Source organism: Sphingobacteriales bacterium (genome assembly GCA_016699615.1).
GTDB lineage: Bacteria > Bacteroidota > Bacteroidia > Chitinophagales > JADIYW01 > JADJSS01.
Genome location: CP064984.1, coordinates 683,680 through 699,132 on the forward strand (window position 1 = coordinate 683,680; position 15,453 = coordinate 699,132).

10 protein-coding genes and 2 pseudogenes are annotated in these 15,453 nt (G+C 34.5%); 11 read left to right on the forward strand and 1 reads right to left on the reverse strand.

All coding sequences use genetic code 11. The features are described 5' to 3' along the window. Positions 1 to 62: 62 nt before the first annotated feature. Positions 63 to 1,652, reverse strand: a complete 1,590-nt coding sequence (locus IPK18_03300) for an OmpA family protein (GenBank protein QQR98569.1) — start codon at positions 1,650 to 1,652, stop codon at positions 63 to 65. Positions 1,653 to 1,731: 79 nt separating this feature from the next. On the opposite strand from IPK18_03300, the pseudogene mnmE reads away from it, so the two are divergent. The 11 genes and pseudogenes from mnmE to IPK18_03355 all read left to right on the forward strand — a co-directional run bounded on the left by mnmE (position 1,732) and on the right by IPK18_03355 (position 15,445). Beyond that, a pseudogene (gene mnmE, locus IPK18_03305) lies at positions 1,732 to 3,119 on the forward strand (tRNA uridine-5-carboxymethylaminomethyl(34) synthesis GTPase MnmE). 218 nt (positions 3,120 to 3,337) lie between these two features. After that, positions 3,338 to 3,739: a helix-turn-helix domain-containing protein gene (locus IPK18_03310; protein QQR98570.1), complete on the forward strand. Its 402-nt coding sequence runs from the start codon at positions 3,338 to 3,340 to the stop codon at positions 3,737 to 3,739. Positions 3,740 to 3,745: 6 nt separating this feature from the next. Further along, a complete protein-coding gene (locus IPK18_03315) occupies positions 3,746 to 4,852 on the forward strand; it encodes a site-specific integrase (protein ID QQR98571.1) in 1,107 nt (368 codons plus the stop codon). A gap of 2 nt (positions 4,853 to 4,854) precedes the next feature. Further along, on the forward strand, positions 4,855 to 5,613 hold the full coding sequence (locus IPK18_03320; GenBank protein ID QQR98572.1) for a hypothetical protein: 759 nt from the start codon (positions 4,855 to 4,857) through the stop codon (positions 5,611 to 5,613). Positions 5,614 to 5,729: 116 nt separating this feature from the next. Beyond that, positions 5,730 to 6,029: a helix-turn-helix domain-containing protein gene (locus IPK18_03325; protein ID QQR99291.1), complete on the forward strand. Its 300-nt coding sequence runs from the start codon at positions 5,730 to 5,732 to the stop codon at positions 6,027 to 6,029. Positions 6,030 to 6,031: 2 nt separating this feature from the next. Next, positions 6,032 to 6,352, forward strand: coding sequence for a helix-turn-helix domain-containing protein (locus IPK18_03330; protein ID QQR98573.1), 321 nt, complete (start codon positions 6,032 to 6,034; stop codon positions 6,350 to 6,352). Next, on the forward strand, positions 6,330 to 8,552 hold the full coding sequence (locus IPK18_03335; protein QQR98574.1) for a DUF3987 domain-containing protein: 2,223 nt from the start codon (positions 6,330 to 6,332) through the stop codon (positions 8,550 to 8,552). The genes IPK18_03330 and IPK18_03335 overlap by 23 nt, the downstream gene beginning before the upstream one ends. Positions 8,553 to 8,646: 94 nt before the next feature. Beyond that, positions 8,647 to 8,934, forward strand: coding sequence for a helix-turn-helix transcriptional regulator (locus tag IPK18_03340; protein QQR98575.1), 288 nt, complete (start codon positions 8,647 to 8,649; stop codon positions 8,932 to 8,934). Next, a pseudogene (locus IPK18_03345) lies at positions 8,927 to 11,849 on the forward strand (DEAD/DEAH box helicase family protein). The gene IPK18_03340 and the pseudogene IPK18_03345 overlap by 8 nt, the downstream one beginning before the upstream one ends. A gap of 1 nt (position 11,850) precedes the next feature. Then, positions 11,851 to 13,527, forward strand: coding sequence for a putative DNA binding domain-containing protein (locus IPK18_03350; GenBank protein QQR98576.1), 1,677 nt, complete (start codon positions 11,851 to 11,853; stop codon positions 13,525 to 13,527). 76 nt (positions 13,528 to 13,603) lie between these two features. Then, positions 13,604 to 15,445, forward strand: a complete 1,842-nt coding sequence (locus tag IPK18_03355; GenBank protein ID QQR98577.1) for a site-specific DNA-methyltransferase — start codon at positions 13,604 to 13,606, stop codon at positions 15,443 to 15,445. Positions 15,446 to 15,453: the final 8 nt, after the last annotated feature.

Sequence of the window (15,453 nt, forward strand, 5' to 3'; positions counted from 1 at the left end):
AAAGATACATAAAAAAGGCTACACGTTGTATAGCCTTAATTTTTTATGATATTTTTATAAATTTATTTATTCAAAGGATAGAATTCAACTCTTCTATTTAACTGATGGAGTGCTTCAGTGTTTGCATTAGGAATCATATTCACTTTTTCACCATAGTGTTCTAGTTTGAATCTGCTTCTATCAATTCCAAAGTTTTTAACAATATAATCAACTGCTGCATCTACTCTGTTTGCTGATAAATTGTCATTATACGCATCTGTTTGTCTAACATCTGTATGTCCTTTTGCAACTACTTGTAAATCTGGGTTATTCTTCATCACGTTGGCAATTTTAAATAACTCTGGTATTTCAGATGTTCTGATATTATATTTATCTAAGTCAAAGAATATTAATGATAAATTCCATCCACTAACGGTGCCTGTTTTAATCTCGTTATTGATAATATTTTTTACTTCTCGAATTTGTTCAGGAGTTAATCCGTCAGGTCTTATATTTATCCCTTCTTTTATTGGTAATAAAGGCGTTGAGAATGGTTCTGGATCTTTATGGTCTGGATAGCCATCTTTATCTGAATCAAGTGTTCTTCCGTGTGTATCTACTATTGCGTCTGGTTCTGTGTTTGGTTCTAAGTCTAATTCATCAATTACACCATCATTATCAGCATCTTTAACTCTGTATTGATTTTTAAGTTTTTCGTCTACCACATTCATATAAGCTTCTAATGGATTAACCCATTCATTGTGTTCTTTTTGTGCGCCTATTCTACCAAACTTAAATGTGATATTTGCATTCACATAAGAATATGCATCTCTATTCATTTTTGACAAAGAAACTTTAGTTGGTTTTCCTGAAATTGCATCAATTACATCTGCTCTTGACTGGAAGTTAAATGCATCTATCTTATCAGAGTTTGTAAATACAAACATTCCTTCAATTCCAAAATCTATTGTTTTTGTACATTTGAATTTTAATCCTAATGACAAAGGATAAACAATTTCAGTAAATTTATTTGTATATCCTCTTGTGTATGCTGAGCCTTTGATTGGATTATCATTTGCAACATTATAAATGTTTGATTCTAATCTAATGAATCCAATTCCTAAACGTGAGAAAACAGAAACTCTTCTTTCTTTCCATGGTTTTTGCTTAATATTTGATTTAATCCATCTATTAATTCCAAAAAACATATTACTCCAATTTACATAAGCACATATAGTTCCTTGATGAAAAACATTTGTTTTAAAATATACTTCTTGGTCAAATCCTAGTGTTTCCCAATGTTTTCTATCTTCAGCAAATCCACCTTTTGTAACAGTTCTTCCAGATAATTGTCCTAATGTATAATCTAAATTAATTCCGAAAATATTACCCATCATTTTAGTAATCCCAATTCCTGCGCCCCATTGAATTTCACTTGGAGATTTCATTTGTCTAAACCAGTCATAACTTCTAATATCTGTGAACGGAGAAGTTGCTCCACCATGTATGGTGAAAGACCAATCTTTTAAAAATTTTTTAGTTTCTATTCTTGATGATGTTGTCAAACTTGAACTTGACTTTTTATTCTTAGTATCAGATTGTTCGTTTGAAAATACTACATTTGCAATCATTAAGATTGAGAAAAACATGACTAGACGTTCATTTTTTAACATAAAAATTAGATTTTGCAACAAATATATAAAAGAAAATCTATTATTTAAGCAAAATTAACTAATTTATAAGAAATATAACATGAAAATTTTGGAGCAAAATGCAATTGTAGCCTTATCAACACCACAAGGAAATGGTGCAATTGCGATAATTAGAATTTCAGGCAATAATGCAATACAAATTTGTGATAAGATTTTCTTTGGCAAGCAATTGGCTGAGCAAGAGTCTCATACAATTCATTTTGGAATAATAAAAGATGCTAATGGCGAAAAAATAGATGAAGTTTTAGTTAGTATTTTTAAAAACCCTAATTCATATACAGGAGAAGATCTATGCGAAATATCATGCCATTGTTCAAATTATATTATTAGTAAAATAATACAATTAATTACTGAGAATGGTGCGATGCTAGCAAAAGCTGGAGAATTTACATTGCGTGCATTTATGAATGGTAAACTTGACTTAGCTCAGGCTGAAGCTGTTGCTGATATTATTGCATCTGATTCTGAAGCATCACATAGAATGGCCATGAAACAAATGCGTGGTGGAATTTCTAAAAAACTAAAATCATTAAGAACTGCTTTAATAGATTTTGCTGCATTAATAGAATTAGAATTAGATTTTGCTGAAGAAGATGTAGAGTTTGCTGATAGAACTAAATTAAAAAATACATTATTTGAACTTCTAAGTGAGCTAAACAATCTAATTCAATCATTTGCATATGGAAATGCAATAAAAAATGGAATAAAGGTTGCCATAGTTGGAAAACCAAATGCAGGGAAATCTAGTTGGATTAATGCATTGATGAATGATGAAGTTGCAATTGTATCAGAAATTGCTGGCACAACAAGAGATAAAATTGAATCGACATTAAATATTAATGGCATACAATTTAGACTAATTGACACAGCTGGAATTAGAGATACGGTAGATACAATAGAAAAAATAGGTGTGCAAAAAGCTTTGGAAACGATACAACAAGCAGCAATCATTCTTTATATTTTTGATATTACCAATTTAGATACAATAGACTTAGAAAAAGAACTTGCAGCTGTAAATAGGAACGAACATGTGCCATTAATCATCATTGCTAATAAATCTGATTTAGTACAAAAAATTTGAAAGACGATGACAAATTAAATACCTATAATAATATTCATATATCATCATCAAAAAACAATTCAGATATTCAAATGATAAAAGACAAACTATTTGAAACTGTAACACAAGACATAAAATCAAATCAAGAGAGCGTAATTGTATCCAATAGTAGACACTTGGAAGCATTGGAGCAATCTAAAATTGCTATTGAACAAATATTATTTAACTTAGATAGTTCAATTTCGACAGAACTAGTAACGCAAGATATAAAAATTGCATTAAGATACTTAGGATCAATCACTGGAGAAATAGATGTAGATAAAGACATATTAAATTCAATTTTCTCCAAGTTTTGTATCGGAAAGTAGTTATCTTTCTCTTATTTGCTAACTGCCTACTATTGTTGCATTTAATAATGTAGTTTCTTCTCTTTTTTGTTGCCCAATTGCACTTTATTGCTTATTTTTGTTGCCCAGTTGTTGCTCAAACAACAAATTTGTTGCCCAAAGGCACAAATTGAAAGGTACTGGTGAAATGATGCACCAATCAGCACCACCGAGCAACAACAGGCACTAATAAGCAACATATGAGTAGTACAATTAAAATTCCGAAATTCTGCCAACATTGTGGTCAGGCATTTGTTGCCCAAACCACTACAACTCGTTTTTGTGGTCATAAATGTGCCAGTAGAGCATACAAACAAAGAAAGCGAGAAGAGAAGGTTCAAACTACTCTATCCGACCAAATCAAATCCGTTACTTCTGCAAATTCCGAAAACCTGCAAAGTCTGCAAAGTTTGCCAATCAAAACAGGTAATTTTTTAAACCTTAGAGATAAAGAATTTTTAAGCGTTCAAGAAACTGCCATTTTATTAGGTGCAAGTCGTTGGACTATTCAAAGAATGATTCAAAGAGCCGAACTTAAAGCTGGCAAGTTGGGCAGGAGAACAATTATACCACGTTCCGAAATTGATAATCTTTTTAACTGATGAAGTATGAAAATAGCATTAAGACAACGTAAAAAGGGTAACAAGATTACCCTCTACCTTGACTACTACGACCAAGGAAAACGAGAGTATGAACATTTAGGTTTATACCTCACACCCGAACCCGACAAAGGAAGTTTAACCAAAGCACAAAAGGACGAGAACAAAAAAATCCTTGAATTGGCTGAGAGCATCCGAAGTAAAAGACATTTAGAAGTTCAAAACAGTATATACGGTTTCCGAGATAAGGAGAAATTGAAAGGCAGTTTCTTTGAGTTTTTTGATGCACTTACCGAAAAGAAAAAAGCCAGTTTGGGTAATTATGGCAATTGGAATGCTGTCCGTATTTTAGTAAAAGCCTATAATCCTAAAGATGTAACCTTTGAGCGATTAGATAAAGAATGGGTTGAAGGGTTCAAAGATTACCTGGACTATGAAGCCAAAACCAAAACAGGTGACGGAATTTCACTCAATACAAAATACAGCTACTTCAATAAATTAAGAGCTTCACTCAAACAGGCTTTAAAAGAGGGTCTTATTAAATTCAATCCATCTGAGCAAGTAGAACCATTTCCACAGGATGATGTAGAACGTGAATTTTTAACCCTTGAAGAATTACAAAAGTTAGCCAACACCCATTGCCGAAATGAAACGCTAAAGCGTATGTTCATTTTTTCTTGTTTGACTGGTTTAAGATGGTCGGATATTGAGAAACTAAAATGGTCAGAAGTTCAACATTCAGAAAACTTAGGCTACTTCATTCGTTTTCGTCAACAAAAAACCAATGGAGCAGAAACCTTACCCATTGCCGAAGAAGCAAGAGAATTATTAGGTGAACAAAAAGAACCAAAAGAAAAGGTCTTTACAGGGCTTAAATATGGCAACTGGAACAAAACCTACTTAAAGGATTGGTTAATTGATGCAGGCATCAATAAGCACATCACATTCCACTGTGCTCGTCATACTTACGCTACGCTTCAGTTGACTTTAGGCACAGACATTTACACCGTTTCAAAATTATTAGGGCATAAAAACCTTTCTACTACCGAGATATACGCAAAGGTTATCAACGAGAAAAAGGTAGAAGCTGCCACCAAAATCAAAATCAAATTATAAATATGGAAGCACCGCAAATATTTTTAGTAGAAGAACTTGAATTGAGAATATCAATTGAAGCAGTTGAGTACAAACATAAGTTTGACAACCTTTGGGAGCAATACAAATTCGACCCTGATTATTTCAACCGATTTATGGAAGGACCATTATTGAGTGAATTTGTTCAAACCATTTACAAAAGAACCCAACACCTCAACAACAATGAAATCAATAAATACCTTACGGTATCATTGAGCCAGTTTAAAACCCATAGTCCAAAGCTTCGCTTTGAAACTATGAAAGAACAGTATTATAGAGATTATTGGTTTCCTAATCCTGAACCAGACCATTATTCTAAAATGTCAGAGTATGAAAGCAAATATTTTGGTCACGTTTTTAAATGGTATGAGAAACATTTCCACCTATTCCAAGAAGCAACAGAACAAGCCCTACAAGACTTCAAAAAAGGCTATTTAGGTTCATTTGCCGACTTCTCTATTCAAGCCCAGCAAGAGCCTAAAGACAAACTAAAAACCAATCTTACTGTCAAAGAAATAGCCTATTTATTCAGGGCCTTGTATGATGAAGGTATCATTGAAGCAAAACACAAAACCGATATTTTCAACTTCATAGCTGAGAGCTTTTCATCCAAGCAAAAAGAAGATGTGAGTGCCAACTCTATCAAGAACGCTTTTGATGTTCCAGACTTTAATGCAGTTGATTTTTGGCAGGGAAAATTCATTCATTTAATGCAAAAAGCAAAAAAAGATAAAGAAAAATAAACAACCTAAATAACTGATAATAAACACAATAACATAGGGTTGCACAACCCTATGCAACTACCATAGCACCCATATAGTGCCTTGTTTTGCTTCCGTAATCATAAAAATATACAATGATGGAAGTAAATCAAATTCTCGAAAAGCTAAGTCAATTAGAACTAAAAATTGACGAGCAAAACCTACTTCAAAAAGAAGTACTCAATTTTAATGATGCCTGCAAGTATCTTGACATCAGTGCATCACATCTCTACAAGCTAACCTCACAAAAGCAAATCCCTCATTTTTGCCCACAGGGAAAAAAGCTCTATTTCAACCGACAAGAAATAGACGAATGGTTAATGCGTAATAAGCAGGAAACTTCAGAGGACATCGAAACGGCAGCAGCTAATTATTTAATCAGAAACAAACGTAAATAATTATGGGCTTTTATAGATTTTCCGAAGAAGAGGTTCAAGAAATCAAACAGCGTTTAGATGCCTTGACCATAGAAGTACGCAACAAGCAAAGAACAGAACCCGACCAAGTTTGGTATGATAATCAGGAGTTCCTCCAGATTATGAATATAAGCAAGCGTACCGCAGCTTATTGGCGTACCGAAAATGTAATTGCGTACTGTCAGGTAGGTAATAAAATCTACTACCGTTTATCCGACATTATGGATCTACTCGAAAAGAGTATTGTACCTGCAAAATTTACCAACCTTAATTTTTCTACTGATGACAACAATAACGACTTATAAAAATTTCAATATACCTATTGAGGAAGTTTCACTTTCCTCAATCATTTCTAATATCAAATCCGGCACTTACCACGATAGCATAAATGCTATTCGTATGGCTAAAGGTATGGGTAAACCCGAAAGAGCCGACCAACTCAAAAAAGAGCTTTTGGCGTTCACGCCTTCAGCTACTTTTAAAGACGGCAGAAAAAAAGAGTTACTCACCGCTTACAGCGGTTGCGTTCATCTTGATTTTGACAAACTTACACCAGAGGAATTACAACAGGCTTTTGACCTTGCGGTCAAAATACCTTTTACTTATGCTTGTTTCACAAGCCCAAGTGGTGATGGTTTAAAAGTGTTTATTAAAGTAAATACAGACCACGAAACCCACGAGCAAGCCTATAAGCAAGTACAAGCCTATTATGAAAAGGAAATAAGTATTGAAGCCGACCCAAAATGTAAAGACATTACAAGGCTCTGTTTTGTGTCTGACGACACAAACGCCTTTTTAAATGAAAGTGCAAGCACTTTTAAAATTACTTTGCAGGAGCAAGCTCCTTTAAGCGAACCTCTTTTTGAGCAAGCTCAAAATTCGGTTAACACCGCTTTTGATGAATGTGTTAGTTTCACTAACAACATTTTGACATACAATAATGGAAACCGCAACAATTATTTATATCAGTTAGCTTGTAATTGCAATCGCAGAGGTATTCCACACCTAGAGGCAGAAAATTTGATTACATCAAATTTCTACCACGAAAACCAAACCGAAATACGCAAATCAATTGAAAGTGCCTATCAAAATAATTTAGCAGAGTTTGGTAAGTTTGCAAACCTTGCAGGTTCGCAAAAAAAGGAAATCACAAACGACCAAACAGAAGATTACCTCAAAACAACGCCTACCATTCCAATAGAAGCCATCAATTTAATGCCCGATTTATTTCGTGAAGGTGCAAGAGCTTTTGATAACGACCCACGCAAAAGAGATGTTTTCTTAACCAGTGCCTTATGTATTATAAGTGGTTGTTTGCCTGATGTTCAAGGCGTTTATCATCAAGAAAGAGTTTATCCGCATTTGTTTTCTTTCATCATTGCTCCAGCTGCAAGCGGTAAGGGTGTATTGAAAAACGCAAAAAGATTAGGCGATAAAATCCACGAAAGAATGGTGGAAAGCAGTAAGCAAGCCAAAGACCAACACGAAAATGAAATGGTAGAGTATAAAGCTCAACTAAGCAAACGTAAGAAAGACGACCCAATACCCGAAAAACCACAAGAACCTGCCTTTAAATTGCTTTTCATTCCAGCCGATTGCAGTCAGGCAATGATGATGCAAATTCTACAAGACAATGATGGTAAAGGCATTATTTGCGAAACAGAAGCAGATGCAATGAGTGGAGCAAACAAGCAAGATTGGGGCAATTATTCACACATAATGCGAGCCGCTTTTCATCACGAAAAAATATCAGCAGCAAGAAAAACCAACCGTGAACTTTTAGAAATAAAACACCCACAACTGGCGGTGGCCTTGTCAGGCACACCTGCCCAAGTGCCAAAGCTAATCGCTTCGGCAGAAGATGGTTTATTTAGTCGTTTTATATTCTATGCTTTTAAAAATGAAATCGTTTGGCAAGACCCATCACCAAGACCAGGCGGAATAGTTTACAACGACCACTTTGAAGCATTATCAAAACAAGTTTTGCTAATTGTCGATTTTTTAAACCAATACCCAACAGAAGTATTTTTAACCCAAGAGCAATGGGATAAACTCAATCAAGTTTTTTTCGACAAGCTCAAAAACGTAGTGATTTTCACAGGCGAAGATGCAGCAAGTGTTGTATTTCGATTGGGTTTAATCCTATACCGTTTCTGTATGATTTTCACTTCCTTACGGAAGTTTGAAAATGGCGATTGCTCAAAGAATGCCACCTGCACAGATGATGACTTTCAAGCATCTTTGATGCTTTCAGATGTGTATTTGCAACATAGCCTTTTAATGTTCAACAATCTGGAAGAAAACAAAGACCCTATTCTTTATAAGATGCCAAACAACAAAAAACAGCTATTAGACCAGTTGCCACAAGAATTTCAACGAAAGGAAGCAGTTGCCATTGGTAAAAAGTTGGGCTTATCCGAAAGGTCAGTTGATGATTTTCTAAACAACTCTGTACCAATGCTTTTAGAAAAGCCCAAGACAGGATTTTATCGAAAAGTGAATTAATGTTGAAAAGTCCTCAATAGTTTTTTGTACGTTTTTCTTTTGTTTGTTGTACATTTGTCAATAATAAACAAATTGATTTCAAACAAACAAAGTAATGAACAAGTTCGGAGATTTAATTAGAAATACAAGGGAGGAAAAAGAAATGCTTCTTCGGCACATTGCAGCTGAATTAGATGTTGATACCGCCCTTGTAAGTAAAATTGAAAGAGGAGAAAAAACCGCAAAACGTGAACACGTTTTGGCACTTGCTCACTTATTCAACATCAATTCAGATGAACTAATAGCCTTATGGTTAGCAGACCAAGTTGCTCATTTGGTAGATAGTGAACCACAAGCAGAACAAGCAATAAGAATAGCATTAAACAACATTATAGGTGAATAGTCTTACTCCATACCACGCTAAATATTTTGCCTATGATTTAACAAGGCAGTTACCAGCCAATGATATTGGCAAACTTACTGCATCATTACAAGATGCACAAGTTGATTTAAATCCACATCAAGTTGAAGCAGCACTTTTTGCTTTTAAATCACCTTTATCTAAAGGAGCTGTATTGGCAGATGAAGTAGGTTTGGGTAAAACAATAGAGGCAGGCATTATTTTGTCCCAGCAATGGGCTGAAAGAAAAAGAAAATTATTAATCATTGCTCCTTCTAACTTGCGAAAGCAATGGAACAGGGAATTAGCAGATAAATTCTATTTGCCTTCTGTCATTATGGAAGCAAAGTCATTTAACAACACGATTAAAGAAGGCAACCTAAATCCTTTCAATCAGGAAGATACAATTATAATTTGTTCGTATCATTTTGCTAAAAACAAAGCACCTTATCTTAAACACATCAAGTGGGATTTAGTAATTATTGACGAAGCACATCGCTTACGCAATGTTTATAAACCCTCAAATAAAATCGGCAACGGCATCAAAGATGCCTTAGACCATAGCCCAAAAAGTGTTGCTTACTGCAACACCTTTGCAAAATTCTATTTTAGAGTTATACGGTTTAGTTAGTCTAATTGACCCCTACATTTTTGGCGATTTAAAAAGTTTTAAAAAGTCAGTTTAGTAGAAATATAGATGAAGAAAACTATACAGATTTAAGAAACCGTTTACAGCCTATTTGCAAACGTACTTTAAGAAGGCAAGTTTTAGAATACATCAAATACACCGAGCGTAAACCTTTGGTACAGGAGTATTTCCCCAATGAGGATGAAACAACGCTTTATAATTGGGTAACGGACTATTTACAAAGACCGAAGTTGTATGCTTTGCCTTTCAGCCAAAGGCAATTAATGACCTTAATCCTTCGTAAACTTTTAGCATCATCTACTTATGCCATTTATGGCACTTTAGATGCCTTAGTCAAGCGTTTGGAAAACATCATTACAAACCACAATGCTATTGAAGTAGAAGATGAAATTACCATTGATTTTGAAACCTATGATGAAATTCAAGACGAATGGGAAAACGAAGAGGAAGATGAAAGTGAAGCCGAAGATAATTTTGAGGAAGTAGTTTATACAGAAGAAGAAATTGAAGAAGTTAAAAGTGAATTAGCCGATTTAGAAAAGTTTCGGGCATTAGCTCAACGCATTAGAAAAAACTCAAAAGCAGAACAACTTTTTACAGCCTTAGAGAGAGGTTTTAAAGCGTTGGAATCCTTGGGTGCTAATCAAAAAGCCCTAATTTTCACAGAGTCAAGAAGAACACAGGATTTTATTTGCAACCTACTTGAAGCTAGAGGTTATGCAGACAAGGTGGTAAAATTCAATGGTAGCAATACAGATGCAAAATCTAAGGAAATTTATTCAGCCTATATAAAAAAGCATCAAGGTACTGATATTTTAACCGGCTCATTAACTGCGGATAAAAGAGCTGCTATTGTTGATTATTTCAAAGACGAAGCTACAATAATGGTAGCAACAGAAGCAGCGGCAGAAGGAATCAATTTACAATTTTGTTCTTTGGTCATTAATTTTGACTTACCTTGGAATCCTCAACGTATTGAGCAACGAATTGGTAGATGCCATCGTTACGGTCAAAAATTTGATGTTGTAGTAGTTAATTTTCTAAACAAAGCAAATGCAGCAGACCAACGTGTTTATGAATTATTAGACCAAAAATTCCGTTTGTTTGATGGTGTTTTTGGGGCTTCTGATGAAGTTTTAGGCAGTATTGGCAACGGTGTTGATTTTGAAAAAAGAATTGCATCTATATATCAGCAATGCCGTACTACAGAAGAAATACAAACCGCTTTTGACGAGCTACAAAAAGAACTCAAACCCGATATTTCCGAAAAAGTACAAGAAACGAGAAAAGTACTTATTGAAAATTTTGACGAAGAAGTTAGAGAAAAATTAAAAAGCAATCTTTTTGAAAGTACCGAAAACCTAAATCGGTTTGAAGAACGATTATGGGCTACCACAAAATTCTATCTAAACAGCTCAGCCCAGTTTGATGATTCAACCTATACTTTACATTAAAGAAAAATCCATTCCCTGATGAATCTATCCATCAAGGACCATATATGATTTTAAAACCCAAGCAAGGGCAACGTAAATCGGATATAGATGTTCCCGATGACACTAATATTTATCGTGTAGGTCACAAATTAGCCAAAGCCATTTTGGGTGCTTGCAAACAACTTAATACAACATCAAAGGAATTAACCTTTGATTATACCAACACCCCAACCAAAGTAACTGCACTCGAAAAATACATAGGGCAAACGGGTTGGTTACAAGTAAGTCATTTAGAGATCAATTCTTTTGAGTTTGAAGATTTTTTAATTACTGCTTGCATCACTGATAATGGAGAAACTATTGATAATGATATTGCACAGCGTTTCTTTTCTATTCAAGCTGCCGAAAGGCAAACCATTTATGCACCAGATGACATAAATAAGGCTTTAGAGCAAGTTGTTTTTAGCGAAACTCAAAATGTAATTTCAGAAAATGCTAATCGCAATAAAGACTTTTTTGATACCGAAATGGATAAACTCGACCAATGGGCAGACGATATGAAATTGAGTTTAGACAAGGAAATCAAAGACTTAGATGCTGAAATCAAACTCAGAAAAGCAGAAGCTAAAAAAATGCTTAATCTGGAAGCCAAAGTAAAAGCACAAAGAGCTATTAAGGATTTAGAAAAGAAGCGAAGTGAAAAACGCCAACACCTTTTTGAAGCCCAAGACACCATAGACGACCGAAAGGAAAGCCTATTGGACGAAATTGAAAGACGGTTAAAGCAAGAAATTAATACTACAGAATTATTCACTATTAAATGGAAGATGATTTAATATGGAGACAGAAAACACAATAACAGAGTACAAGAGTTTAAGAAAAATTAATACTGGTGATGCTGGTTTCAAAGACCTTGCTGTTACTTGTGTTTGCCTCGCTAATACGCAAGGTGGTAAATTAATTATAGGTGTAGAAGATAAAGAAAAAGAGCCACCTAATAGCCAAACAATATCCATTGAACAAATGAATAATACCATAACAAGGTTACGTTCCTTGTGCTTTAATGTAGGTTTTGTTTTAAATGATGTAGAAAAGCATTCTAATGGCGGTGAGTACTTTTCAATTACTGTATTACCAACTTCAAAATCTTTAGCAACAACTTCAGATGGTAAAATTTACATCCGTATAGGAGACCAATGTCAAGCTGCAAGAGGGGAAGATATTTTAAGAATAGCAAGTGAAAAAGATGCTTTTCAATGGGAGCTGCAAAACCGTAATTATTATATACATCAAATTCCATCAAATAATATTGATTGGTTTGTTTCTCAGATTAGAGATTCCGATAGGGTAAAACCATTTGTAAAAGAATTAAGCGAGATTGAAATTTTAGAGCATTATAATTTAATTCAAAACAATACGCTTACCAATATTGGTGTCCTTTGGTTAGGTACTCCTCAAATGAGAAGTAGATTGGTTTATCCAATTACGGTGCAATACATTGTTTATGATGAAGTAGAAAAGAAAGTCCGTAAAGAGGATTGGCTCGACTATTCAAAAAATCCTAAAGAATTAATTCTTGACATCGAAAAAACAGCAGTTGAACTAACTTACTTTGATGAGTTTCCACAAGGTTTTTTTAGAAATAAAATCCCTCACTACGATAAGCGTTTAATAAGAGAATTACTGATTAATGCCATAGTACATAAGAGTTTTACAATTGCAGGCGATATTTTTATTAAGGTTTATCCTGATAGGTTAGAAATAACCAATCCAGGGGGCTTGCCTTTAGGCATCACCAAAGACAATATCCTGCATACAACAAGCAGAAGAAATCCGCACCTTATAAGAGTTTTTCACGACTTAAAACTGATGGAAGGTGAAGGCAGTGGCTACGATTTGATTTACGAAATTGCAAGTAGAGATTCAAAGTCCTTTCCAATAATCAATTCAGATTTCAATACCACTAACGTCATTCAATATTCAAAAATAATGGATGATGAAGCCTTACTAATTGTTGATTTTATTGCAAAGAATTACCCATTATCACAAAAAGAGCTAATTGTTTTAGGTATTGTAGCTCGGCATAAAAAGATTTTAACAACCAATCTAACAAAAGAACTCCAATTGTCAGACGAAGAAAGGTTAAGATCATTTGTAGGCAAACTTTTAGACAAGAGTATTTTAATAACGAGAGGAATAAAAAAGGGAACGGAATACTTAATCAACCCAAAATTGATTTCAAGTTCCAAAATCAATATCAAGCCAACCCTAAAGGTTATTGAACCTCATAGACTGGAAGCACTTATTGAAGATGATTTAAATCGTTACCCCAATAGTCAAGTAGCAGATATTCAGAAACGTTTAGAAGATGTTCCCCTTCAAGACATTAGAAAAAAGGTTTATACAATGGTCAAAAAGGGCATTTTAGAGCATACGCCTGATAAAACCTACCGAAAATATTGGCTGGCTAAAAAAAATAGAAACGAAATAGAAAACGAAAATAGAAAATCATAAACCCCTGTAAAACAGCCTAAAAACCTGTTTTGTATAGCGTTTAGAAATTTTAAGACATAAATAGAAATTGATACCAATGAGCAATAAAAAACAACTTCAAAAACTCGAACTCACTTGGATAGGCAAAGGCGAAGAACCTAAGCTTGAACCTCGTATCTTGATAGAAAACCCAGAGTACAGCTATGGAGACCCCAATAGCCCCAATATGCTCATACACGGTGACAACCTACTTGCCCTAAAAGCCCTCGAACAAGACTATGCAGGCAAAGTAAAGTGCATTTACATTGACCCGCCTTATAATACGGGACAAGCATTTGAGCATTATGATGATGGGGTGGAACATTCGCTATGGCTGAGTTTGATGAACTCAAGATTAAAAATATTACAAAAACTTTTAGCTAATGATGGGGTAATTTTTGTCCAGTTGGATGATAATGAAATATCCTATTGTAGAGTTATGATGGATGAAATATTTGGTAGACAAAATTTCATAAATCAAGTAGCTGTTAAAATGAAAAACACAGCTGGAGCAAGTGGTGGCGGAGAGGATAAAAAATTAAAAAAGAATATTGAATTTATTCTGATTTATGCAAAATCTTATGAATCGTCAAATGGTTTTAAAAAATTCAATGATGTATATGAAGAAGAAAATCTATTTGATTTGATAGATGATATGGAAGCAGCTGGTAAAAGTTGGAAGTATACAAGCGTTATTATCAGTCCTGGTTCTTTTGTAGAGCAAAGAATCGTATATGATGGCTCAGGTGATGAAATAATTGTCAAAAAATATAAAGGTTTACAACGTACCACAATCAATCAACTACAAAAATCTACTGGTTTGTCTCGTGAAGAGCTTTATGCAGAACATTTTGAAAACATCTTCTCTGATACAAATGCTCAAACAAGTATCAGGACACGCATAATGGATGAGTTCATTGCACTTGAAAATGATGAAGTCCTTATTTCTTCCTACATACCTAAATCAGGTAAGGATAAAGGTCAAAGAGTTGAGCATATGTATATCAGCCCTACTATTAGACGTGTCATTTGGTTGAAGGATTCTTGTGAAAAAAGAGGTAAATTTTTATTTAAACGTGAGAAGTTAGGCACTTATTGGAGTGGTTTCCCTTTAAATAATCTTACAAAAGAGGGTAATGTCCAGTTTCCTAATGGGAAAAAGCCTGAAAGTTTAATTGAAAGGATATTAGAACTTTCAACAAGCAAAGACGACTTGGTTTTAGATTCATTTCTTGGTTCTGGAACTACTGCCGCCACTGCAATTAAATTAGGCAGAAATTTCATTGGAGTTGAATTAGGTAATCACTCAATCACCCATTGTGTTCCTCGCCTAAACAGAGTTATAGAGGGAACAGACCAAGGCGGTATCAGCAAAGCCGTAAACTGGCAAGGCGGAGGTGGTTTCAAATTCTATACCCTTGCACCCAGTTTATTAAAGCAAGATAAGTTTGGCAATTGGGTCATTAGCCAAGAGTACAATGCCGATATGTTGGCAGCAGCAATGGCAAAGCAAGAGGGTTTTAAATACCAACCTCACGAAAGTACCTATTGGAAACAAGGGCAAAGCAGTGAGCAAGATTTTATTTTTACTACTACCCAATTCCTTACCGTAGAAGCCTTAGACAGCATTAAAGATGAAATGCAACCAGGCGAAACATTGCTAATTTGTTGTAAGTCTTTCCAAAAAGAATGCAAAGGCAAGTTTGGCAACATCACCATCAAAAAAATTCCTTTAATGCTTTTAGGCAGATGCGAATATGGTAAAGAGGATTATAGTTTGAATATTATAAATATGCCTGTGGATGATAGCAATGAAGATGCAGAAGATACTATTGAAGAAATCAGTGTACAAGCCATTAGAGATAAAAATAAGTCAGCCGACCAAACCTCATTATTTTAAAATTAGGA

What these genes read in the sequence shown, in the direction of transcription:
- IPK18_03350 (QQR98576.1), top strand. Translation starts at nt 11,851, where the DNA reads ATGGAGACAGAAAACACAATAACAGAGTACAAGAGTTTAAGAAAAATT.
- IPK18_03330 (QQR98573.1), top strand. Translation starts at nt 6,032, where the DNA reads ATGGGCTTTTATAGATTTTCCGAAGAAGAGGTTCAAGAAATCAAACAG.
- IPK18_03310 (QQR98570.1), top strand. Translation starts at nt 3,338, where the DNA reads ATGAGTAGTACAATTAAAATTCCGAAATTCTGCCAACATTGTGGTCAG.
- IPK18_03340 (QQR98575.1), top strand. Translation starts at nt 8,647, where the DNA reads ATGAACAAGTTCGGAGATTTAATTAGAAATACAAGGGAGGAAAAAGAA.
- IPK18_03320 (QQR98572.1), top strand. Translation starts at nt 4,855, where the DNA reads ATGGAAGCACCGCAAATATTTTTAGTAGAAGAACTTGAATTGAGAATA.
- IPK18_03315 (QQR98571.1), top strand. Translation starts at nt 3,746, where the DNA reads ATGAAAATAGCATTAAGACAACGTAAAAAGGGTAACAAGATTACCCTC.
- IPK18_03355 (QQR98577.1), top strand. Translation starts at nt 13,604, where the DNA reads ATGAGCAATAAAAAACAACTTCAAAAACTCGAACTCACTTGGATAGGC.
- IPK18_03325 (QQR99291.1), top strand. Translation starts at nt 5,730, where the DNA reads ATGGAAGTAAATCAAATTCTCGAAAAGCTAAGTCAATTAGAACTAAAA.
- IPK18_03335 (QQR98574.1), top strand. Translation starts at nt 6,330, where the DNA reads ATGACAACAATAACGACTTATAAAAATTTCAATATACCTATTGAGGAA.
- IPK18_03300 (QQR98569.1), bottom strand. Translation starts at nt 1,652, where the DNA reads ATGTTAAAAAATGAACGTCTAGTCATGTTTTTCTCAATCTTAATGATT.